Raw genomic sequence first — 23,356 nt, forward strand, 5'->3', positions numbered from 1 at the left:
ATGGGTAACTCACCGGGTACGCCCGAAAACCGAGCGCCACCCAACGCAGGACCTGAACGTGACTCCCGCGGTTCGCGACTGGTACGGCCTAAAAACTCGGAGAGGCGGGGGAGCCGGGGGAGCCCGGCAACGGCATGATGCGGACCACGGTCGTGGTGGTCCCGCCGACCACGAACCACAGCCGCAGCACCGGCTGGCCGGTCCGGTCGCCCGGTTCGTACCGGCTGCGGACGCTCACGTGCTGACGTGCCAGCACCGGCGCCACGTATTCGATCACCGCGCGATGCGGGCCCGCGAGCAGCTTGGGATATTCCACCAGGAACTGTTCCACCGCTTGCCAGTAACAGGCGTTGTTGACGTGGTTGTACTGGTCGATATCGGTGGCGCGCACGGGGAACGGCAGGTCGGTGTCCGACTCCGGCGGTGTGGCGTCGGTCAGGTAGGGCCGCCACCGCAGGCGGTGTTCGGTGGACGTGCGGGCGAGGTAGGCGAGGCCCTCGTCGCTGATCCTGGCGGGCATGCCGGTGGACTCGCTGATGTTGATCCAGAAGCCCTCGGTCTCGATCAACCCGCCGTTTCCGCTGGTGATCCGCACGCGCATATTGGTCCACCGGGTGGACATCGCCGAGCACCACCGCAGCAGGTGCACCTCGTCCGGCCACAGGATCGGCCGGATCACGTCGATGACGGTGCGCCGGACGATCCAGTTCGGGTCGGTGCGGTGGAAGAAGGTGCTATGCAGATTTTCCCAGGCGATATCTTGCAGGTAGCGGGCGACGGCGTCGAACCGCAACCGGTCGTAGGGATCCACATCGCCAGCCCGGACGGGCCACGCCGAAGCAAAGCCCATGCCCTCCTGGGGAAGCGGGGCGAGTGGCTGATCGAGTGACACTTGTGCTCCTCGCGCTGCACGGTGTGCCGCGTTTTCTTCGTGCGGTGCTGTTGTGACGACTTTACGGGGCGTACGTCACACCCTCGCGTCGAGCCGTCCGTACCTCCTTAATAGTCCGTCAGCCGGGACGTGGGCCAGCAAAAACGGGGTCTTGCGCGCACTCGGCGCACGGTCGCCGGGCTCGACGGGCGTGGGGCATGGCCGCGCGCCGGTCAGTAACCCTGGTACGCGCCGCCCGAATTCACGGCGGCCACGCCGGGTACGTTGCCGAGTGAGCCGTAGCGGTCGATGGAGTACCGCACGCCGGCGATGATGTTGTCGACCGGGTTCCAGATGTCGTCGTGGCCGGGCGCCTTGTAGGCGTTGAACGTGCTGTCGATGGTCTGCATCAGGCCCTTGGACGGGTGCCCGGCCACCCAGTTGCTGTCCCAGCGGTTCTCCGCGTACGGATTGCCCGCGGACTCGTGCTCGATGATCAGCGCGATGGCCCGCTCGTCGATGTCCGCCGGGTTGTAACCCATCGCGATGAGCTTCTGCTTCGCTTGGGCGATCCATTGCGCGACGTCGCCGGTCGGCATGGGGCCGGACGGCGCGGACGAACTCGGGCTGCCGTGGTACGGCGTGCCGGACGAGGTGCCGTGCGGGGAGCCGGAGTTGTGGTGTCCGGACGTGAGCTGGCTCGATTGGTGCGACGAGGCCACCGGAGTTCCCGACGCGGCGGCGGGTGCGGTGGCGGCGGGCGCGGTGGGAGCCGCGGGCACGTTGGCGGCGGGCTCACCCAGCCCGGCGAAAGCCGCCTCCAGCTTCCCGACCGCGCCCTCGACCTGCGTCTTCGCCTGGTTCGCCACGTCTTCGGCGGTCTTGAGAGCGTTGGTCAGTTCCCACGTCCGCGAGGCCGCCTGCAGCGCTTCCTGGAAGACGAGGCCTTCGACGTCGGCCTTGTCCGCGTGCGAGCGCAGGTAGTCGATGCGCGTCTTGGCGTCCACGGTGCCGTTGGGCGCGACATCGAACGGAGGCGTCTGATTCAGCGCGTCGTCGCGCAGGCTCACCACCTTGGCTTTCGCCTCGGTGAGATTCTGCACCTGGGTGGTGAAGGCCGTCTTCAGTTCGAGCAGTGCGGCGCTCACGGCGGAGGCGCGGGTCTTCTCGGTCTGCATCCTGGCGTTCGCGGCGTCGCCCGCGGCGCCGGACCACTGCTGGGCGTCGGCGAGCGCTTTCGTGTCGTCCGCGCCCTTGCCGACCGCGGTGTCCAGGCCCTGCGACATCCGTTCGGCGAGCGCGCCCGCCGCGGTGAGCTGCTCCGGCTGCCAGTTCTCGACGTCTGGGATGGTGAGGGTCATGGCACCTGGAGTCCTATGGTGCGGAGCTTCGCCGCGAAATCGTCCTCGGCCAGCTCGTACTTGCCCGCGGCGTTGTGCAGGTTGTCGGCGATCGTGGTGAGCCGCGAGCCGATTCGCTCCAGGCAGCGGTGCGCGGCGTCGTTCGCGCGCTGGGCCACCGAGCCGAAATCGGTGCCGGGCAGCGCCCCGACCGCGGCGGCGAAACCCTCGCCGCCGAGGCCGGCGACCGAGGTGGCCTCCGTGTGCAGCGTCTGCGCGAACGAGCGCAGCGCCGCCGGATCGACTTGCATCGTCGTCGCAGGTTGTGACTGGTTTTGCTCGACCATGAATCCCCCTTCCCTCCCGACCGCGAGGTCGCGGCCAGCATAGCAAAATCGGGCGTCCGGACGGGCGTCGCCGGACCGGGCCGGTTATGTTGTCGGTGTGGCGCCGGCGCGGATCAGGCCGGTGCGAGGACAGAGAGGTCGGCACATGCGCGCAGCCCAGGTCAGCAAGCTGGAAGGACCGGAAGCGGTCCAGATCGTGGACATCCCGGAGCCGGTGGCATTCCCGGGAGGCGTTGTGATCGACGTGCACGCGGCCGGCGTGGCCTTTCCCGACGTGCTGATGACGCGCGGCCTGTACCAGATGAAGCCCGAATTGCCGTTCGTCGTCGGCGGCGAGGTCGCGGGCATCGTCCGGGAAGCCCCCGAGGACGCGCACGTGCGCCCGGGTGACCGGGTGATCGCGCTGACCATGCTCGGCAACGCGATGGCCGAGACGGCCGTGACGCCGACCCAGATGGTGTTCCGCCTGCCCGACAACGTCTCGCTGGAGGCGGGCGCAGGCATCCTGTTCAACGACCTGACCGTGCACTTCTGCCTGCGTACCAGGGGCAGGCTGGCGGAAGGCGAGACGGTGCTCGTGCACGGCGCCGCGGGCGGCATCGGCACCTCGACGCTGCGCATGGCGGCCGCGCTCGGAGCGGGCCGGGTGATCGCCGTGGTGAGCACCGAGGCCAAGGCCGAGGTCGCGCGGGCCAACGGCGCCACCGACGTCGTGCTGACCGACGGCTGGCTTGCCGCGGTGAAGGAACTGACCGGCGGCCGCGGCGTCGACATCGTGCTCGACCCGGTCGGCGGCGACCGCTTCACCGACAGCATCCGCTCGCTCGCCTCCGCGGGCCGGTTGCTGGTCGTCGGATTCACCGCGGGCGAGATCCCGACGGTCAAGGTCAACCGGCTGCTGCTGAAGAACGTCGAGGTGACCGGCGCCGCGTGGGGCGAGTGGGTGATGTCGCATCCGGGCTACCTGCAGGAGCAGTGGGCCGAGGTGGAACCGCTGCTGGCCTCCGGCAAGATCGCGCCGCCGGAGCCGGTGCTGTACCCGCTGGACAAGGCCGCAGAGGCGGTCGCATCGCTGGACAACCGGACGGCCACCGGCAAGGTCGTGGTCACGCTGCGCTGACGTAGAGACCGGCCCCGCGTCGTGAAGCTGTCCACCCGGGTACTGAACCGGACCCTGCTGGCTCGCCAGCATCTGCTCGAGCGCTCGTCACTGACGGTGCACGAGATGTGCGAGCATCTCGTCGGTTTGCAGGCGCAGGATTCGCTGCCGCCGTTCGTCGGATTGTTCAGCCGCGTCGCGGCCTTCGATCCGGCGACGGTGTCCGAGGCGCTGGAGGCCCGGTCGTTGGTCCGGATCACCTTGATGCGCGGCACCATTCACCTGGTCACGCCGCCCGACGCGGTGCGGATCGCTCCCCACGTGCAGCCGGAGCTGGAGAAAGTGCCCTTCCGCAAGGGCTTCAACTACGGCGCGATGGTCGGGCTGGATCCGGAGGAGGTGCGCGGGCACGGCGAAGCGACGCTCGGCGACGAGCCGATGTCCGCGGCCGACCTGCGCGCCCGCGCCGCCGAGCTGTACCCCGACCGCGACCCGGGCGCGGTCGTGCAGACCTGGCTGTACCAGCTGCCGGTGTTGCAGACCCCGCCGCGGGGCAAGTGGAAGGACAACAGCAGACCGGTCTGGTCGCGGGTGGAGCCTTGGTTGGGCACGCCGCTGGACCCCGCATATCCATTGGCGGAGTTGATCTTCCGGTACCTGCGTGCTTTCGGCCCCGCGAGCACCATGGACATGCAGACCTGGTCGAAGCTGCTCGGCATGAAGCAGGCCGTGGCGGAACTGGGCGATCGGGTCCGCGCCTACACCGACGAGCGCGGTCGCACGCTCTACGACGTCGCCGACGGCGAACTCGCCGATCCGGACGTCCCCGCTCCGGTGCGGCTGCTCGGCTGGTACGACAACGCCGTGCTGTCGCACCGGGACCGGACCCGGATCGTGCCCGACGGCGCGGCCCCTCCGCTGCGCGCGTTCGCCGCTCAGGTGTCCCCGGTGCTGGTCGACGGCTTCCTCGCGGGTATGTACAAGGTCTTCACGAACGCGAGCGCCGCCCGGCTCCGCATCAGTCCGACCCGCAAGTGGACGGCGGCGGAGCGCGCGGATGTCGAGGCGGAGGCGCACGCTCTGCTCGGCTTCTTGGAGGGCGACAAGCAGGGAAGCGTCGAAATCCTCGACGTCCACGCCGACCTGCGCCCCTGACCTGCTACGGCTCGCGGGCCGGTCGGTAGGCGGGCGCTTTGGCGGTCCCGGTCGGGCTCAGCGTGCGCAGCAGGGGCAGCGCCCGGCGTGCCACCACGGTCGAGAGCACGATGACGCTGTGTGAACGCACCACCGAGGACGTCCGGTCGATGCTCAGCAGCACGGCCTGCAACCCCGCGTGCGAGTCGGCCCCGATCCGGCACAGCACGTCGCCGGTGCCGGTCGTGGCGTAGGCCTCCAGCACGCCGGGGATGGCGTCGAGTTCGGAGGCCACCGTGTCCAGCGCACCCTGGGCGATCTCCAGCGTGACGAACGCCTGCACGTCGAACCCCGCCGCGGTGACGTCGATCTGCGGGTCGTAGGAGGCGATCACGCCGGACTCCTCCATGCGCGCGATCCGGGACTGCACGGTGGCCCTGGCCACTCTGGTCCGGCGGGACAGTTCGAGGATGCCCGCTTTCTGGTACTCGTGCATCGCGGTGAGGATGGCGAGATCGAGCTCGTCGAGCTTCGCCGATGTGCGCGCCATGACGGCCTCCGTTCCGGCACCGGGCCGGGCTCGCCGCCTGGCCTGCCTGCTATTCAAATTGTCCAGCATCAGGCGTCGTTTGCTAGCCGAATTCGCCACCCTGTCTATCGAGAATCGATGCTGTTGCCTATCCGGCGGACCCGGCGATTTCCTTGGAACATGACCATCGAGCACCTGCGGGAAGTCCGGTCCGGCGCCGGTCCCAGCGACGGCGAACTGCGCACGCTGGTGGGGCTGGTCGAGCACGACAACAGCGGTGATCCGTTTCCGGTCATCGGATGGGACGCTCTGGTCTGGGTGGTCGGCAACGCCACCCAGACCGCGCACTTCCTGGAATCCGCGTTCGGCATGCGGCTGGAGGCGTACTCCGGTCCGGAGACCGGCAATCGCGACCACAAGGCGTTCGTCCTGCGCAGCGGCGCGGCGCGTTTCGTGATCACCGGAGCGGTCGACCCGGACAGTCCGCTGGTCGCCCACCACGATCGGCACGGCGACGGCGTGGTCGACATCGCGCTGGAAGTGCCCGACGTCGACCGCTGTGTGGCGTGGGCGCGCACCCACGGCGCCACCGTCCTGGTCGAACCGCACGACGAGACCGACGACTTCGGCACGGTTCGCTCGGCCGCCCTGGCCACCTATGGCGACACCAGGCACACGCTGGTCGACCGTTCCCGCTACTACGGGCCCTACCTGCCCGGCTATGTCGCGCGCCGCTCCAACTACCGGCGGCGCGACGGCGCTCCGGCTCGGTTGTTCCAGGCGATCGACCACGTCGTGGGCAACGTGGAACTCGGGCGGATGGACGAGTGGGTCGAGTTCTATCGGCGCGTCATGGGTTTCACCAACATGGCCGAGTTCGTCGGCGACGACATCGCCACCGAGTACTCCGCGCTGATGAGCAAGGTGGTGGCCAACGGCAACCATCGAGTGAAGTTCCCGCTCAACGAGCCCGCCGTCGGCAAGAAGCGCTCGCAGATCGATGAGTACCTGGAGTTCTACCGCGGTCCGGGAGTCCAGCACATCGCGCTCGCCACCGGCGACATCCTCGCCTGTGTCGACGCCTTGCGCCAAGAGGGCGTCGAGTTCCTGGAGACGCCGGCGGCCTACTACGAGGATCCCGAACTGCGCGCCCGCATCGGCCGGGTCCGGGTCCCGGTCGAAGAACTCCAGCGCCGCGGCATCCTGGTCGACCGCGACGAGGACGGCTACTTGCTGCAGATCTTCACCAGACCCCTCACCGACCGCCCCACGGTCTTCTTCGAGCTCATCGAGCGCCACGGCTCCCTCGGTTTCGGCAAGGGCAATTTCAAGGCCCTGTTCGAGGCGATCGAGCGCGAACAGCAAGCTCGCGGCAATCTGTAGGCTGCGTTCGGGTCTCCCGGTCGGCGCTCACCGCGCTGCCGGGCCGTGTTCGTCGGACCGTCCGCCCGGCGCGTAATCGGTAGAGTTCATTCCATGCGGATCAAGTCGGCGGTCGTGACCGCGACAGCCTTGGTACTCGCACTGGCGGGTTGCGGTTCGGGCGGAGACGCCGAGGACTCCGGTCCGTCGCGTCCGGCGCCCAAAGTGGTTGCGCTGGGTCCGTTCGTCGGGGAGTGCGGGCACGTGACCGATGACGAGGTGCGCACTCTCGGCGGTCTCGGCCGGATCTCGGGGGTGTTCCGCAACGCGGTCGGCTGCAACTGGCAATCTGCTGGAATCGGTTCTCCCAGTATCACTTTCGCTTCGTATCGGGGTAGTCCGATCGAGCGGGAGCGGGCCTGGGTGACGGTGAACGGGCGGGCGCCGGACCCGATAAAGATCGGCGGGCGCGACGGATTCGCCGCCTTGGATCCGAGCGGAGCGATCTGCGATCTGGCGGTGCAGCTCGGTGACGACTTCTTCGAGTGGTCGACGAACATCGGACAGTTCGGCGCCGTGTCCGGCAATCCGTGCGATCGTAGCCGCGCTCTCGCCGAGCTGACTCTGCAGCGGATGCAGTGAGGGGCAGGGGATGAACGTGCGACGAGTTCTGCGCGGGCGCGGCGCGGTGGCCGCCGCGGCGGTGGCGGTGGCGTTGTCCGCGGGCGGGTGCGGTCAAGTGGTGCCCGGTTCGCCACAGCCCGTCGGCGGAAGCCAGCCCGTGAACACCAGGCTGGACAAGTTGCTGCGGGAATGCCAGATCCTGTCCGAGGATCAGATCGGCAAGGCCATCGGCGAGAGCGTCACGGTCAGCGAGTCGTTCTTCGGCGCGGTGTGCATGTGGGACCTCGTCGGCGCGCCCGGCGGCAACGGGATGGCGACACTCAACTGGTACGAGAACGGGACGCTCAGCAACGAGAAGCAGACGAACAACAAACTCGGCTACGAGACCACCAACATCACCATCCAGAGTTCGCTGGCGCTGCAGATCCGCAGGCCGAAGGACCCGGATTCCTGCGGTGTGACGGCGAGCGCACCGGACAACGGGGTGATCGGCTGGTGGATCAACTACCGCCCCGGTTCGGCGCACCCCGATCCGTGCGACGCGGCGAAGAAGCTGATGGAATTGACCCTGAACCTGGCCAGGTGAACGCTCGTCGAGCCGACCCGCTTTGACCCTGTGTCCCGGCCACGGGTATCGTGGACCGCTGTGCCCGGAAGCATGCGGGCAAGTTCGTGCGTGACCGTAGGCCAGCGAGAGCGGCCGACGACTCCAGCGTGCCCGGAATAAGGGCTCCGCGCCGCGCGCGACACGCCCGACCTCGGGACGCGAGAAACGTGGCCGGACGTGCGAGTGAAAGCTCGATGACAGCGATGTGAACGACGGGCCCTGCAGTGGAAGCTTGCCTCCGCGAAGGGCCCCGGGAGCGCCGCGAACAAAACAGACATGAAGTCCACACACCGCGTTAACTAATAAGGAAAGCCGGTCTATGCCAACCATCAACCAGCTGGTCCGCAAGGGGCGCCGCGACAAGGTCGCCAAGACGAAGACCGCGGCCCTGAAGGGGAGCCCGCAGCGTCGTGGCGTGTGCACCCGCGTGTACACCACGACCCCGAAGAAGCCGAACTCCGCGCTGCGCAAGGTCGCGCGTGTTCGCCTGACCAGCTCGGTCGAGGTCACGGCCTACATCCCGGGCGAGGGGCACAACCTGCAGGAGCACTCCATGGTGCTCGTGCGCGGCGGTCGTGTGAAGGACCTCCCCGGTGTTCGTTACAAGATCATTCGCGGCTCGCTCGACACCCAGGGTGTGAAGAACCGCAAGCAGGCCCGCAGCCGCTACGGCGCCAAGAAGGAGAAGAGCTGATATGCCACGCAAGGGCCCCGCACCCAAGCGTCCGCTGATCAACGACCCGGTCTACGGTTCGCCGCTGGTCACTCAGCTGGTCAACAAGATCCTGCTGGACGGCAAGAAGTCCACCGCAGAGCGCATCGTCTACGGTGCGCTGGAGCAGGCGCGCGAGAAGACCGGCACCGACCCGGTCGTCACCCTCAAGCGCGCGCTGGACAACGTGAAGCCGTCGCTGGAGGTGAAGCCCCGCCGCGTCGGTGGCGCCACCTACCAGGTTCCGGTCGAGGTCCGTCCGGGCCGCGCCAACACCCTGGCCCTGCGCTGGCTGGTCAACTTCTCGCGTGCGCGCCGGGAGAAGACCATGGTCGAGCGCCTGGCCAACGAACTGCTCGACGCCAGCAACGGCCTCGGCGCCTCGGTCAAGCGCCGCGAGGACACCCACAAGATGGCCGAGTCGAACCGGGCCTTCGCGCACTACCGCTGGTGACGTCTGCCCGGCCCGTCGTCTGGGTCGGGAGGCACAGCAGGAGGCGGCACTCACCGGCCGCTTCCTGCGTTGACATAGAGGCGACCACAGGGTCGTCCCCGATAATCCCAACTAGCTACGAGCGGGGAAGATTTCCGTGGCACAGGACGTGCTCACCGACCTGAACAAGGTCCGCAACATCGGCATCATGGCCCACATCGATGCGGGCAAGACGACCACAACCGAACGCATCCTCTTCTACACCGGCATCACCTACAAGATCGGTGAGGTCCACGACGGCGCCGCCACGATGGACTGGATGGAGCAGGAGCAGGAGCGTGGTATCACCATCACCTCCGCGGCTACCACGTGCTTCTGGAAAGACAACCAGATCAACATCATCGACACCCCCGGGCACGTCGACTTCACCGTGGAGGTGGAGCGGTCGCTGCGCGTGCTCGACGGCGCCGTCGCGGTGTTCGACGGCAAGGAGGGCGTCGAGCCGCAGTCCGAGCAGGTGTGGCGTCAGGCGGACAAGTACGACGTGCCGCGGATCTGCTTCGTCAACAAGATGGACAAGCTCGGTGCCGACTTCTACTTCACCGTGCAGACCATCAAGGACCGCCTCGGCGCGAAGCCGCTGGTCATCCAGCTGCCGATCGGCGCTGAGGACACCTTCGAAGGCATCGTCGACCTGGTCGAGAACAACGCCAAGGTCTGGCGTGGCGAGACCAAGCTCGGTGAGCAGTACGAGGTCGTCGAGATCCCGGACGACCTGAAGGAGCAGGCCGAGCAGTACCGCCAGGAACTGCTGGAGACCGTCGCCGAGTCGGACGAGGCGCTGCTGGAGAAGTTCTTCGGCGGCGAAGAGCTGACCGTCGAAGAGATCAAGGGCGCCATCCGCAAGCTGACGGTGACCTCCGAGCTCTACCCGGTGCTGTGCGGCTCCGCGTTCAAGAACAAGGGCGTGCAGCCCATGCTCGACGCGGTCATCGACTACCTGCCCTCGCCGCTGGACGTGGAGGCCACCACCGGCCACGTGCCCGGCAAGGAAGAGGAACTGCTCACCCGCAAGCCGAGCGCCGACGAGCCGTTCGCGGCCCTGGCGTTCAAGATCGCGGTGCACCCGTTCTTCGGCAAGCTGACCTATGTCCGCGTGTACTCCGGCAAGGTCGACTCCGGCGCCCAGGTCATCAACTCGACCAAGGGCAAGAAGGAGCGTCTGGGCAAGCTGTTCCAGATGCACTCCAACAAGGAGAACCCGGTCGGCGCGGCTTCGGCCGGTCACATCTACGCGGTCATCGGCCTCAAGGACACCACCACCGGTGACACCCTGTGCGATCCGCAGAACCAGATCGTGCTCGAGTCCATGACCTTCCCGGACCCGGTCATCGAGGTCTCCATCGAGCCGAAGACCAAGTCCGACCAGGAGAAGCTGGGCACCGCGATCCAGCGCCTCTCCGAAGAGGACCCGACCTTCTCGGTCAAGCTGGACGCCGAGACCGGCCAGACCGTCATCGGCGGTATGGGCGAGCTGCACCTCGACATCTTGGTCGACCGCATGAAGCGCGAGTTCAAGGTCGAGGCGAACGTCGGTAAGCCGCAGGTGGCCTACCGCGAGACGATCACCAAGAAGGTCGAGAAGCTCGAGTTCACGCACAAGAAGCAGACCGGTGGTTCCGGCCAGTTCGCGAAGGTGATCATCGCGCTGGAGCCGTTCGTCGGCGAGGACGGCGCGCACTACGAGTTCGAGAACAAGGTCACCGGTGGCCGCGTGCCGAAGGAGTACATCCCTTCGGTGGATGCGGGCGCCCAGGACGCCATGCAGTACGGTGTGCTCGCCGGCTACCCGCTGGTGAACCTGAAGGTCACGCTGCTCGACGGCGCCTACCACGACGTCGACTCGTCGGAAATGGCGTTCAAGATCGCGGGCGCGCAAGCGCTCAAGGAAGCGGCCCGCAAGGCCGGTCCGGTGATCCTCGAGCCGATGATGGCGGTCGAGGTCACGACGCCCGAGGACTACATGGGCGACGTGATCGGCGACCTGAACTCCCGCCGTGGTCAGATCCAGGCCATGGAGGAACGCAGTGGTGCCCGTGTCGTCAAGGCGCTGGTTCCGCTCTCGGAGATGTTCGGTTACATCGGTGACCTGCGGTCGAAGACCCAGGGCCGGGCGAACTACTCCATGGTGTTCGACTCGTACGCGGAGGTTCCGGCCAACGTGTCGAAGGAGATCATCGCCAAGGCGACCGGCGAGTAATGACTCCCGGGCGTTTGTAAACCCTTTCCCCGTTGACCGCGGGGATGACCCCGCACTGCTGCAATTGCACGCACCAACAAGTCCAGGAGGACAAAACAGTGGCGAAGGCGAAGTTCGAGCGGACGAAGCCGCACGTCAACATCGGCACCATCGGTCACGTCGACCACGGCAAGACCACGCTGACCGCAGCGATCACCAAGGTGCTGGCTGACAAGTACCCGGATCTGAACGCGGCGTTCGCGTTCGATCAGATCGACAAGGCGCCGGAGGAGAAGGCTCGTGGTATCACGATCAACATCTCCCACGTCGAGTACCAGACGGAGAAGCGCCACTACGCGCACGTCGACGCGCCGGGTCACGCCGACTACATCAAGAACATGATCACCGGTGCGGCGCAGATGGACGGCGCCATCCTCGTGGTCGCCGCCACCGACGGCCCGATGCCCCAGACCCGTGAGCACGTGCTGCTCGCCCGTCAGGTCGGCGTGCCCTACATCCTGGTCGCGCTGAACAAGGCCGACATGGTCGACGACGAGGAGATCCTCGAGCTCGTCGAGATGGAGGTCCGCGAGCTGCTGGCCTCGCAGGAGTTCGACGAGGACGCGCCGGTCGTGCGGGTCTCCGGTCTGAAGGCGCTCGAGGGCGACCCGAAGTGGACCGAGTCGGTGCTCGAGCTGATGAACGCGGTCGACGAGTCGATCCCGGACCCGGTTCGCGAGACCGACAAGCCGTTCCTGATGCCAATCGAGGACGTGTTCACCATCACCGGTCGTGGCACCGTCGTCACCGGTCGTGTAGAGCGCGGCGTGATCAACGTCAACGAGGAAGTCGAGATCACCGGCATCCGTCCGGAGACCACCAAGACCACGGTCACCGGTATCGAGATGTTCCGCAAGCTGCTCGACCAGGGCCAGGCCGGTGACAACGTCGGTCTGCTGATCCGTGGTATCAAGCGTGAGGACGTGGAGCGCGGCCAGGTCGTCGTGAAGCCGGGCACCACCACCCCGCACACCGAGTTCGAGGGCCAGGCGTACATCCTGTCGAAGGACGAGGGCGGCCGCCACACCCCGTTCTTCAACAACTACCGTCCGCAGTTCTACTTCCGTACGACTGACGTGACGGGCGTTGTGACCCTGCCCGAGGGCACCGAGATGGTCATGCCCGGTGACAACACCGAGATGTCCGTCAAGCTGATCCAGCCGGTCGCCATGGACGAGGGTCTGCGCTTCGCGATCCGCGAGGGTGGCCGCACCGTCGGCGCCGGTCGCGTCACGAAGATCATCAAGTGATTCGCTGAATCGCCGCTCACGGCGCCGCTCCTCCGGGAGCGGCGCCGTTCGCGTTTCGGGGGGTGGTCAGCAGGAATAGGCGTGGCCGACGGTCGGTTCACGTTCCGCTTCCGGGAGTTCGCGTAGGCAGCCGAGGGGGACGACGCCCTCGCTGCTCAGCTGCACGCCAGTGCCCTGGACGGGGTTCACGCAGGTGAGGCCGGTCGTGGCGAGCCGGCAGGAGTAGTCGCCGAAGGTGATGGTGCTGTCGTATGGCAGCACCCGGCCCTCACCGTTGACGAAAAGCCCTGGGTCGCCGCGGAATTGGCCCACTGTCAACCGGTCTCCGGAGTACGTCACATAGCCGCCGAACCATTGGCCGTAGCCCTCGCCCGGCGCCGGCATCGGTTCCTTCAGCTCCACCATGCAGTCGAACCCGTCGAAACCGAGTTCGGTGCCGGTGATACAGCTGATCTTGTGGGTCGGACTGACGAACGCGATATCGGCCTTCAGATCTGTTGCCGGGCCACCCTCGGGCGCGGTGGAGTGATAGGGCGCGAGATCGGTCGATGATCCCTGCTTCACCCAGGCGATTCGATCCTGCAATCGACTCTCCGCCGCCGCTGCCGACGTGCTCGGTTGGGACGATTGCGCACCCGCCACCGGCTGCGGCTTTCCCTCGGTGGAGTGCGAGCACGCACTCGCGACCAGCATTACGCCCACCAGGATCACCCACCGCATACCGACACAGTAACTGTTGCGGCGCAACCGAAACGATGAGGCGAAGACAGCCGCACCAATTTTTCCTTTGCGACATGAAACGCCGGACAGTCGCCCTACGATTATGCGAGATGGGTTGGCGCAGAGCGTAACTCGGCCCGGACGAGCTGGACGCGACGCGCGCCTCAGCGCGGGAACGTCAACGCTACAGTGAACTAAGGGGGCGTCTTGAGCGACTGCACTGCATCCGATAGCGAGGATCAGGTTTTCGGGGGCGACGTCGGGCTTACCGAGGACGAGTGCCGGAGCCTACGGCGAGCCCGGATCGCGAAGTCGGCAGCCAGTGCGGTCCGCCGGGCCGACCTCACCGCAGAGGTCCCGAAGCTGACTCGCCGCGAGATGAACTTCCTTCACAAATGCCTCAAGATTCGCGCCGGGGCGCCGCTGACCGCCGTGACCGTTGCTGTTTTGTCCAACCTCGCCGGCGCCGACGACGACCGGGCTGCGGGGATTCTCCACACCTGCTTCCACGGAGCGATCCGGGCGACCGCGCCGACCAGCGACCTGACCGAACGCCAGCTCGCCGCGATTCTCAGCGCGGACCCGGACGAGCTGACACAGGTACTCGGATCGCTGCAGGACAGCTGGCTATACCCAGACGCGCTCGACATAGACGACTTCGGATCGACGCAAGTGGCGCGGATAGCGGCCTGGTCATCGATGGCGGTAACCGGGCACGATGGGGCTACGGCCGCCCTTGCCTGGCTGCTCGCTGACCCGCCTACATTTTGGGACGAGGTGCAGATCGAAGCCGCTCAGCAGGTGTGGCAAAAGGTTCGCGAGCGGTATCCGCTGTTGCCGGAAGCGCCGGCGTCGTTGGCCACGCTTGTCGACGTCCTATCCGACCTGGACGATCTAGCGGCCTTCGATGCCGGCGCCGACGAAACGGACACACCGGAGGAAACCGGGGCGCTCGGGACGGCTACGGCAATCGCGTTCGAGTCCATAGTGGCTGGACTGGCCGAGCGACTCTCGGCCGACGCGACCCGGGAACTTCGTACCGGGAAAGAGCCAGCTGTGCTGGCAGAACTGACCGCTGCATGTGAGGGGCTGGAGCAGGAGCGGCAAGCGCTCGTAAGCAGTGTCCTGCCTGCCTTGGCTCGTACGGTCGCGGACGGCGTTCCGGCTGAGAGTTCCGACATCGTCCGTGTCGCGGGATTTTCCGTGAGTCTGTCCGGGCTGTTGACTGCTGCGGCGGCCGTCGACGGCGGCGAGCCGGTCACAAGCCTGGAGACCGCGCGCGCGGCCTTGCGGCGGGCAGAGAACGCCGCGGCCGAGGTGGACGCCGCCGCCGCGCGAATCGAGCGGGTTCGGCGCCTCACGACGTTGACGGGGCCGTTGTTCCTTGCCGACCACATCGCGCGGGTTCGAACTCTGGCCGGCGACGTGACCAGCGACAGCGATGCGGAGACTGTCGGCGCCCTCCTGGCGCTGCTCGAGCTGATCGAGCTCGCGGGCCGTGACCCTCAGCGAGCCGTCGAACTCGTCGGGACGGTCACCGCCACGGTGCCTGCTGCGATTCCGCTGCTCATGTTCGTCAACGAACCGGGCACATTCGCCATCGGCGACATGGCCGAGCCGAGGTCTGCCGACGCTTCGCCCGATGTCCTGGACATGGAGCAAGCACAGGACGGTCCGGCGGAGACCGCGGATGACAAGCGTGTGGGTTCAGCCGACGTTGACGCGCCCCAGCCCGTCTCCGACGCCGAGATGGCCCCGGTCGGCGGCGACACCGCGACCGACGAGACCGCGGACGCCGCTGTCGCCGACCAGCGGGAAGCGATGCCGGCCGCTGAGCAATCTGCCCCTCAGCAGCCTGAGCTGGAGCTCGACGACGTTGTCGCACAGTTGAATTTCACCGTCCCGGTGCCGCGTTCGACGCACCGCCCGCCGCAGGCCCGCACGGCCCCCGCCCCCGCTGCCGCCTCGGACACTTCGGATGGACACAACCCGGTCGCGCTGTACAGCGAGCTCTTGCGCTCCGGTGAGCTGTCGCTGGCGTACTGGCTCGAGACCGCGGAGGATGCCGGCACGTCGATCCGAGCCGCGCACCGGCTCGCGGCGCTGGCCGACGCGATGAAGACCTCCGCCGGGTCGAACGCCGCCGCGTTCGCGTCTACCATCGCCGACCTCGAACCCAGTGACCTGAAAGACCATCCTGGTACGCAGATGCTCGTATACGGCGCGTCCGTGCGCGCGGGCCTGCTGTCCCCGATCGCTGGCGCATCCGATCCGCTGCGCGACGCCACCACCAGCATCGTCCGCTCCGGCGGCGCCGTCGGCGAGCTGACCGAAATGCTGCAAGCCGCCATCTATGCGGGGGTATACCTGACTCCGCGCAACGCCAATGCCGTCATCGAAGCGGCCGAAGCCTCGTCCGAGCACGAAGCGCTCGCCTTGGAGGCAGCGACCAAGCTGAAGAACGCGCCGAATCGCACGATCAAGTACGGCCCCGCTACCGGTCTGTGGCAGACCTGGATGGCACCCGAAGGCGGGTATCTCGGCGAACCCCTCAGCATGGTCGCGTCCAGGTCGATGTCGCCGGACGACTTGCAATTCGTCCGAGCTCGTGTGGCGGAGCTGCGCACGCCTCGTAGTCTCGAGCAGGCCTTGGACAGGTCCGTGTCGCACGCACGCGGCAGCAAGCGAATCGGGAAGCGGATCGAGGCCAGGTCACGGGCCAAGCTGCTGGAGTGGACCGGCGATGTCACCGAGCTGCTCGCCCGCTGGGTGATCGCAACGGAGAACTTGTCGCCGTCCGGGGGGACGTGGATGACCGATCCGATCGCGGAGTTGCGGACGAAGGTGGCCGCAGTCCGTGCGCAGGCGCTGGCCGAGCTGGATCAGCTGCGTGACAGTGGGGACGAGGCCCGTGACGCCGCGACCGATGCCGGCCTGAAACTGCTGAACAACGCGCTGGACCTGCTCATGGGCACCGAGTCGGTCGCCGGGCAGGAGATCCCGTCGGACCGCGTCCTCGGCGGGCTGTTGACGCTCGCCCCGAATGTGGAGCTCGACCCGGCATTCACGCCACGCCGTACGCCCGAGGTGGCGGACGTCGTGACCGCGTTCGACGCATTGCGCGCCGGAGACGTCGGCTGGATCGCGGCATTCGACGCGCGCGCCGCGCGGCACGACCAGGTAGGTACCCAGCTACTCATCGAAACGTTGCGGCCACGCAATCCCCAGCTCGCGCAGCGGCTGTCGGCGGCGCGGGACGAGGCCATCGAAGCCTCCATCGCCCAAGTCGACAAGAACGCGGACACGCTCGCGGCTCGTATCGATTCCGACCGGCTGTTCGGTCGGTTGCGCGTCGAGGACTGGACCGACCTCACCACCCGCGCACGCGCCTACCAGCGCAGACACCGCGGCACTCGAAGTGACTTCGACGTCATGCTCGCCGGCCTCGACGAGATCGAACTCGATCGGACCACGATTGTGGAGTCGTCCATCGCCGCCGCTCGAAACGCGCTCGACCCCACCGGGATGCCTGCCGACGCCCTCGAACGGATCCAGCGGTGTATCGATAAAGGTGACTTGACCACCGCGGCGGAATACGAGGTCACGATCCGTTCCGGCGGTCAACTTCCTGGACCGCGGGCGGCCATCGATCACCTGTCACTGTTTCTCGAGGCGTTCCCGGACACCTTCGCCAACGCCCGTCGCAGTCTCGGCGCGGGCGTGCACCCCATGCTCACGCAGCTGGGCAGCGTGCTGGAGGCGGGCAAATCGACCGGCGACCTCCTTGCCGGTCCGCTCGCCGACGCGCTGGCCTCCGCCGCGATCGAGCTCGGGCAGGTCGGCCGTGGAACGACGGCCGCGTCCAGGATCGAGCAGTGGACACTTCTTGCGCAGGCCCGGTCGTTCGACGCTCGAATCAGCAACGTGAAGTCGATCCTCGAACAGGTCGGGTTCGTGTTCGACAAGTCGACCACTCCGCCCGCACGGCGTGGGCACTCCGGCGGCCGCGGTTCGTGGCTGGACTTGCACGGCGTACGGGCCACCTCCGGCAAAGCCCTGCTGCCTGCGTTCGGGTCGGGGATGAGTCCGTCGGGTGACTCGTTGCGGCTGCTGGGCATTTGGCGCGGTCCGACCCCGCGCGAACTCGTGGAGATGCTGCGGGAGGAGCCGAGCGATCGTTCCATCGTCGTGCTGTACTTCGGCACGCTCGATTCCGGTGCGCGCCGCGAGCTGGCGGGTCTGTTCCGTAGCGACCGGCGGCTGCCGACAACGATCGTGATCGATGACGCCGCGTTCGCGTATCTGTCGTGCCAGCCGGAACCGAGTCGTGAGATCACCATGGCGGCGCTTCTGCCGTTCACAGCGTCCTCGCCGTTCACACCGGACGTGCCCGGAGCGAGTATTCGTCAAGAGATGTTCTACGGTCGCAACGACGAACGCGCCAAGATCATCGACATGATGGGCCCGTGCATCGTGTACGGCGGCAGGCAACTCGGCAAGTCGGCGTTGCTGCTGGAAGCGGCTCGCCAGTTCGACGACAAGCACAACCGGCACGCGATCTACGAGTCGATCTTCAAGATCGGGAGAGCGGTGTCGGTCGACGCGGTGTGGACGACGCTGTGGCCACTGCTGGCCGCCCGAGACATCGTGCCGCAGGATATTCCGGGTGGCGATGTCGCCGGGGCGCTCACAGGGCATGTCACAAAGTGGATCTCGGCTCGCCCAGGACGGCAGCTGCTGCTTTTGCTGGACGAGTCCGACAAATTCCTCGACGGCGATGCCGAGGCGGTCAACGGGATGTTCACCCACGTGACCCATTTCAAGGAGCTGATGGAGCGGACCGGGCGCGCGGTGAAGGTGGTTTTCGCCGGTCTGCACCAAACCGCCCGGTTCGATCGCCTCGCGAACCATCCGCTGGCACACTTCGGCGAGCCGGTCTGTGTCGGTCCACTGGCTCCTCAGGCCGCCTACGATCTGCTGACTCGTCCGTTGCATGCGCTCGGGTATCACTTCGACGACCGCGACCATGCCGCGCGCGTCCTCGCGCTCGCGAACAACCAACCCGCCCTCATCCAACTGTTCGCCGCGCAATTGCTGCGCAATCTGCAGGCCGCGCCGATGCCCGCGGGCGCGCCACCGCAGACCGTGCACGCCGATGATGTCGAACGGGTGTGGGCCGATGCGGGGCTGCGGACGTCGTTCCGCAAGCGCTTCGATTGGACTCTCGACTTGGACCCCCGGTACAAGATCATCGCTTACAGCGTCGCGCTCCACGCTCACGCTGGAGGCATCGACGCGACGATGACGCCGAGCGAGCTGCGCGCGGAGTGCGAGACCTGGTGGCCGACCGGATTTTCCGCCGAAGACGTCCGCACCGGCGAGTTCCGGGCTCTGCTGGACGAGTGCGTCGATCTCGGTGTGCTGTCCTACACGAACCGCGGGTACCGACTGCGGACGCCGAATGTTCTCGACCTCCTCGGTGCCAAAGAGGAGGTCGAGGCAGTCCTCGATCAAGCCGAGTCGATCGAACTGCCGGAAAGCTTCGACGGAAGCATGATGCGGCCGGTGTTCGTGGAGGGCCCGACGCGTGGGCCGTTGACGTCGCAACAGATCGCCGACCTGCTCGCACCCCGCAGTCAGGTCCGCCAGGTCATCGGCTCGCATGCCCTGACGATCGAACGGTGTTTGAGGGCACTGCAGGACGAGAACGAGCATGCGGTGTCAGGGCACCGGAAGAGCGTGATGCGGGACGCGACCCCGGCGACACTGGCCGATGTGTGCCAGCGGGGGACGTTCAAGGCTGCCGGTCGACACGTCATCGTGATCGTGAACTTGAAGAACGTCACTCCTGAGGTCGCGTCGGCGACGTGGACACGGGCGCGGGAGCTGATCGCGAAACACTCCGGTGGCACTCTCGGAATCGTGCTCGTGTCCTGGCCCGCGCAGGCGCCCATGTGGCCGGTCGCGGCGCGGGAGTCGGACACCTCCTCCGGGCTGACCGAGCTACGCCGTTACGACCGGACCGATCTGCGGCTGTGGCTGACCGAGACGACCTTGCCGTTCCAGGACGACGCGGCTCGCGACGAGTTGCTCGCGGTAACCGGAGGCTGGCCGATACTGCTGAACAAGATCGCCGAGGACTTGACCGAGCACGAATCCGGACTGCGTTCCGACCCGCTGCGCGAGATCCGAGCTCACCTGATGGATGTCGAGCGTTGCCGGGAGCTGGTCGAGGCGTCCGGGGTCCGCAGTGACGCCACGCTCGGCCAGGCATGGGACTTCCTCGTGCGGAATGTCGCGGACGAGCACGCCGACCTCGACACGCTCGCGGACTACCTCGCACTTCACGGCGACAGCGGCGAAGAAGCCTCGGAGGCACTCACCCCGACCGCGGTGGCCGCCGCCGGGTACACCGGCGGCGTGGCTGACGTGCTCGAGGTGCTGCGTGTCCTCGGTCTCGTTGTCGGGCTGCCCGACGATAGACAGTTCAAGCTCGAGCCTGTCATGGTCGCCGCGACCAAGCGTGTGCACGGATGAGCCGGACCGCGCCGCAGCTGCTCGAGGCGATGATCTTCGACGCGGCTCGAGCGGCCTTGAAGTCGCAGCTCTATGCCGAACAACAGATCGACCCTCAGGCGTTCTCGCGGGTGAATCGGGCCGGCCTGCTCGACCTCATTGCGAGAGTGCCGACCTTGCGGGCCGAGCTTGCGCACACCTACCGCGACGAGCTGGACGGCACCCACCCGCAATTGGTGGCTTTGCTGAGCGACAACGCGGCGGACAGCGCCGCGGCGGCGCAGGTGCTGCGTAATCCTCGTGCGGTCCGGACGCCTCGCGGCCGGTCCAAGGCATCCGCGAAGACCACAGACGACGGTGGGCAGCACGCAGTCGACAACGGGCGCGGACCGATCGCGCTCGATCCTGCTGCGGCGCGGCGGCTGCGGGAAAGATTCGAGCGGCGCCTGAGCGAGACCCGTGCGGCCCGAGACCAGGCGAGGGTGCAGCGCGACTACGCCCGTGGGGAAGCCGACCGCTTACGTCTCGATCTCGCAGTGGCCGAGGAAGATCGGGACGAGGCGCTGGCTGTCATCGAGGCGCTGCGAGCCGAGCTGGCTGCCGCGCGTGCCCATGCGGCGGAGCTGGCCACGGATGTGCTGGCCGCGGCAACGGTGTTGAAGGCCGCGATCCTCCCGGCGCCGGTCGGACTCTCGGTTGTCGACGACATCGACATCGACCCGCGTGAGCGTGCGGCCGCAGCGGCTGCCGTGGATGCCCGGACGGTGACGCCGGCCGACTCGCGGATCGCCGCGGCGCTCGAGCAGACTGGTGTGACGCAGGCTTCGCTGCTGTCGGTCCTGAACGCTCTGCTCGAGCCGCCGGCACCGGTTGAACCGGTGTGGGTAGGTGAGCCGCGCGAGATCGCTCTGACGCCGCTGGGCGGCGGCACCGACATCGGCGGCTCTTGCATGCTGGTGAGCGTCGGTGACGTCCGGATCCTCATCGACGCCGGGATGCGCCCCAAAAAGCGCATCGACCACGCTGGGCCGGAACATATCGCCGTGGCACTGGCCGGGTCGCTCGACGCGATCGTGATCACGCACGCGCACAACGACCACGCCGGTTACGTGCCGGCGTTGATCGCGGAATACCCGAATGTGCCGGTTATCTGCACCCCTGAGACCGCGGCGATCCTGCCGACGATGTGGAACGACTCGGTGCGGGTGTTCGAGCGATCCCGCGGCGCCTATGTCGAGGATGACGCACCGCTGGCGGAGCCGCCGTATGGGCAGGCGCAGGTCGTGGCCGCGCAGCGCCGCATCCGTGAGGTTCGATGCGGCCGGATCGTTGAGGTCGCTGACGGTGTCACGATCACGCTATTCCCGGCAGGCCACATCCTCGGCGCTGCCGGCGTGGTCGTGTCTGCCGGCCCGAACCGGGTCACCGTTACCGGGGACGTGTCCGATTTGGCGCAGATGAGTGTGCCCGGCCTGGTGGTGCCCGATGCGGCACGCGGGTCGGACTTGCTGGTGATCGAGTCGACATACTGCGGGCATCACAGTTCGAATCGCGACGCCGAAGTGGAAAAGTTCGTGCGCATCGTGGCCGAGACCGTCGGCGACTCGGCGGCGAACGGCGGGCGGGTGCTGGTGCCGGCCTTCGCGCTCGGGAGGGCCCAGGAAGTCGCGCTGACGCTGCGCGACCGCCTGCCGGACGTACCGGTTCTCATCGACGGGATGGCCAAGGACATCGCGAAAATCTACGAGGAGCAGACCGCCGGGGCCGTACGGCTGCTGAAGATTTATGGCGATCAAGTGTCCGCGGTGCGGGCCGGAGAACGGCAGCAACTGCTGCGCACCTTCCGGCGTGGAGTCATAGTGACTACGTCGGGAATGTTGACAGCCGGTCCTGCGGTCACGTGGGCACGGTCGATCCTGCCGGACCCGGAGGCGGCCCTACTGATCGCCGGCTATCAGGACGAGGAGTCCCCCGGATTCGAGCTCCTCGAGCTAGCCGAGGCGAAGAGGCAGGCCACGTTCGTGCTCGACCGTGACGAGCTCACGGTGAACGCGCGGGTCGCGAAGTTCGGGCTGTCGGCGCACGCCGATCGGCGCGGCCTGTCGTCGATCATCACCGAGATCGGCGCTCGTGACGTGATGCTGGTGCACGGGGTTGCGTCCAAGCAACGGGACTTCGCGGACAACCTGACCCGTCGTGGAGTCTCGGTAGCTCCTACCCGGCATTGGCGGCTTTCTGGCTGACAAGTCCGAGAGGAGTGTTCCGGGATCGTCTCGAGTGTGGGGGATGCTCGTCCCGACTGCCCGGTCATTCCGCGGCGGCTGCGACCACTTTGAGGGTTTTCGCTCGCATTCACCGGCTATACGACCCCAACGTTCAATCGAATGTTCAAAGTTACGATCAGGGGGTGTGAATGTTCAGTCAGAGCCTCCCCTCCAGCGTAAGCCTCGTATTCCGGACTTCGCGTTGACGATGGATGAGATCAGGGCAGTAACGGCTTTTGCCGTGACCTCGGCGGAGCAGGTACTGCCGCTGTTCGAGGCGAGTCACCCCGACGACAGCAGGCCCCGCGACGCGCTCGCCGCCGCGGCTGCGTTCGTCCGCGGAGACCGCCGCTCTCGCGCTCAGCGTGTGACGGCGACTGCCGCTCACCGTGCTGGGAGAGAAGCGGCGGGGCCCGTACCGTTTCACGCCGCGATGGCCGCGGGTGATGCCGCCGCGTCGGCCTATCTGCATCCGCTGGCAGATGCCGCTCAGGTCAACCACATCCTGAGGGCATCTGCGCACGCCATCCGGGTGTTCGAGCTGCGCTCCGGCGACGAACACGGTGGCGACCCGATGGAGTGCGTCGTTGGCCTCGCGACGCCACTGTTGATCGACGTCCTGCGCCGCTATCCGAGGATCGGCGCGGGCACGAACCGGGTCAGCCGGCTCGTGCACGAACTCGACAACCGTCTGCGGGACCAGCCGTGCACCCCGCCGATGCGACAGTCGGAGGGGCGATGATCCTGCCGAAGGTCCGAGATCCCCGGATGGTGACGATTCGTCGAGGTGGCTTGCTGACCGATGCCGACCATCAGTTGCTCGCGCTGTGGGCCGCAGCGTGCGCCGAGCATGTTCTCGGCTATTTCGAGCACGAACAGCCCGACGATCCACGCCCACGGGACGCCATCGCCGCAGCCAGAGCGTGGGCGCGAGGCGACATGCCGATGATGCGTGCCCGCGCGGCGGGCGGACACGCGATGGGCGCCGCCCGCCCACTGACCGGCGAGGCCCGATTCGCCGCCTACGCCGCCGGACAAGCCGCATGCGTCGGACATGTCGCCGAACACGACCTCGGCGCCGCCGCCTACGCGATCAAAGCCGTTCGAAGCGCTCACCCCGACAATCCCCAGGCGGGCCGGATCGAGCGCGACTGGCAGCGCGCCCAGCTTCCAGACTCCATCCGCAGCCTCGTCATCGAAGACCAGACCCGGCGCGACAGCATCTGCTGGTCGGTCTTCTCCGACTGAG

Annotated in this window: 18 protein-coding genes; 13 read left to right on the forward strand and 5 right to left on the reverse strand. The window is 67.3% G+C overall.

Annotated elements, in window-relative coordinates:
• Positions 1 to 88 precede the first annotated feature (88 nt).
• The 3 genes from ACH49X_RS32455 to ACH49X_RS32465 all read right to left on the reverse strand — a co-directional run bounded on the left by ACH49X_RS32455 (position 89) and on the right by ACH49X_RS32465 (position 2,558).
• Positions 89 to 892, reverse strand: coding sequence for an acyl-[acyl-carrier-protein] thioesterase (locus tag ACH49X_RS32455; protein WP_195083244.1), 804 nt, complete (start codon positions 890 to 892; stop codon positions 89 to 91).
• A gap of 212 nt (positions 893 to 1,104) precedes the next feature.
• Positions 1,105 to 2,232 carry a transglycosylase SLT domain-containing protein gene (locus ACH49X_RS32460; protein ID WP_357209081.1) on the reverse strand — a complete coding sequence of 376 codons (1,128 nt, stop codon included), beginning with the start codon at positions 2,230 to 2,232 and terminating at the stop codon, positions 1,105 to 1,107.
• Entirely contained in the window at positions 2,229 to 2,558 is a 330-nt protein-coding gene (locus ACH49X_RS32465) for a type VII secretion target (RefSeq protein WP_195083242.1), read from the reverse strand. The genes ACH49X_RS32460 and ACH49X_RS32465 overlap by 4 nt, the downstream gene beginning before the upstream one ends.
• A 145-nt stretch (positions 2,559 to 2,703) precedes the next feature.
• On the opposite strand from ACH49X_RS32465, the gene ACH49X_RS32470 reads away from it, so the two are divergent.
• Together ACH49X_RS32470 and ACH49X_RS32475 are read left to right on the forward strand one after the other, a co-directional pair.
• On the forward strand, positions 2,704 to 3,678 hold the full coding sequence (locus ACH49X_RS32470) for an NADPH:quinone oxidoreductase family protein (protein WP_195083241.1): 975 nt from the start codon (positions 2,704 to 2,706) through the stop codon (positions 3,676 to 3,678).
• Positions 3,679 to 3,699: 21 nt separating this feature from the next.
• Entirely contained in the window at positions 3,700 to 4,812 is a 1,113-nt protein-coding gene (locus tag ACH49X_RS32475; RefSeq protein WP_195083240.1) for a winged helix DNA-binding domain-containing protein, read from the forward strand.
• 4 nt (positions 4,813 to 4,816) lie between these two features.
• Here ACH49X_RS32475 and ACH49X_RS32480 read toward each other — a convergent pair whose 3' ends face one another.
• Positions 4,817 to 5,341, reverse strand: coding sequence for an Lrp/AsnC family transcriptional regulator (locus ACH49X_RS32480; protein ID WP_195083239.1), 525 nt, complete (start codon positions 5,339 to 5,341; stop codon positions 4,817 to 4,819).
• 159 nt (positions 5,342 to 5,500) lie between these two features.
• Between ACH49X_RS32480 and hppD the strand changes: the two genes are divergently transcribed.
• The 7 genes from hppD (at position 5,501) to tuf (ending at position 12,607) form a co-directional block, all read left to right on the forward strand.
• Positions 5,501 to 6,703: a 4-hydroxyphenylpyruvate dioxygenase gene (hppD, locus tag ACH49X_RS32485; protein WP_195083238.1), complete on the forward strand. Its 1,203-nt coding sequence runs from the start codon at positions 5,501 to 5,503 to the stop codon at positions 6,701 to 6,703.
• 93 nt (positions 6,704 to 6,796) lie between these two features.
• A complete protein-coding gene (locus ACH49X_RS32490) occupies positions 6,797 to 7,324 on the forward strand; it encodes a DUF3558 domain-containing protein (protein ID WP_195083237.1) in 528 nt (175 codons plus the stop codon).
• 10 nt (positions 7,325 to 7,334) lie between these two features.
• Positions 7,335 to 7,892, forward strand: coding sequence for a DUF3558 domain-containing protein (locus tag ACH49X_RS32495; protein ID WP_195083236.1), 558 nt, complete (start codon positions 7,335 to 7,337; stop codon positions 7,890 to 7,892).
• Positions 7,893 to 8,232: 340 nt separating this feature from the next.
• Positions 8,233 to 8,607 carry a 30S ribosomal protein S12 gene (rpsL, locus tag ACH49X_RS32500; protein WP_039801925.1) on the forward strand — a complete coding sequence of 125 codons (375 nt, stop codon included), beginning with the start codon at positions 8,233 to 8,235 and terminating at the stop codon, positions 8,605 to 8,607.
• Between the two features lies 1 nt (position 8,608).
• Entirely contained in the window at positions 8,609 to 9,079 is a 471-nt protein-coding gene (rpsG, locus tag ACH49X_RS32505; RefSeq protein ID WP_014353063.1) for a 30S ribosomal protein S7, read from the forward strand.
• A 136-nt stretch (positions 9,080 to 9,215) separates the two neighbouring features.
• On the forward strand, positions 9,216 to 11,318 hold the full coding sequence (gene fusA / locus ACH49X_RS32510) for an elongation factor G (protein WP_195083235.1): 2,103 nt from the start codon (positions 9,216 to 9,218) through the stop codon (positions 11,316 to 11,318).
• 98 nt (positions 11,319 to 11,416) lie between these two features.
• On the forward strand, positions 11,417 to 12,607 hold the full coding sequence (tuf, locus tag ACH49X_RS32515; RefSeq protein ID WP_039801922.1) for an elongation factor Tu: 1,191 nt from the start codon (positions 11,417 to 11,419) through the stop codon (positions 12,605 to 12,607).
• Positions 12,608 to 12,673: 66 nt separating this feature from the next.
• Here tuf and ACH49X_RS32520 read toward each other — a convergent pair whose 3' ends face one another.
• Positions 12,674 to 13,327: a hypothetical protein gene (locus ACH49X_RS32520; protein WP_357209082.1), complete on the reverse strand. Its 654-nt coding sequence runs from the start codon at positions 13,325 to 13,327 to the stop codon at positions 12,674 to 12,676.
• Positions 13,328 to 13,759: 432 nt separating this feature from the next.
• On the opposite strand from ACH49X_RS32520, the gene ACH49X_RS32525 reads away from it, so the two are divergent.
• The 4 genes from ACH49X_RS32525 to ACH49X_RS32540 all read left to right on the forward strand — a co-directional run bounded on the left by ACH49X_RS32525 (position 13,760) and on the right by ACH49X_RS32540 (position 23,355).
• Positions 13,760 to 19,864 carry a hypothetical protein gene (locus tag ACH49X_RS32525; RefSeq protein WP_357209084.1) on the forward strand — a complete coding sequence of 2,035 codons (6,105 nt, stop codon included), beginning with the start codon at positions 13,760 to 13,762 and terminating at the stop codon, positions 19,862 to 19,864.
• Complete coding sequence (locus ACH49X_RS32530) at positions 19,861 to 22,086, forward strand: MBL fold metallo-hydrolase (RefSeq protein WP_357209085.1); 2,226 nt, start codon at positions 19,861 to 19,863, stop codon at positions 22,084 to 22,086. The genes ACH49X_RS32525 and ACH49X_RS32530 overlap by 4 nt, the downstream gene beginning before the upstream one ends.
• Before the next feature lie 229 nt (positions 22,087 to 22,315).
• A complete protein-coding gene (locus ACH49X_RS32535) occupies positions 22,316 to 22,849 on the forward strand; it encodes a putative immunity protein (RefSeq protein WP_357209120.1) in 534 nt (177 codons plus the stop codon).
• Positions 22,846 to 23,355, forward strand: a complete 510-nt coding sequence (locus ACH49X_RS32540) for a putative immunity protein (RefSeq protein ID WP_357209086.1) — start codon at positions 22,846 to 22,848, stop codon at positions 23,353 to 23,355. Before ACH49X_RS32535 ends, ACH49X_RS32540 begins: the two co-directional genes overlap by 4 nt.
• The last annotated feature ends 1 nt before the right edge of the window (position 23,356 follow it).

Source organism: Nocardia sp. NPDC019323 (assembly GCF_044389845.1).
Classification (GTDB): domain Bacteria; phylum Actinomycetota; class Actinomycetes; order Mycobacteriales; family Mycobacteriaceae; genus Nocardia; species Nocardia implantans.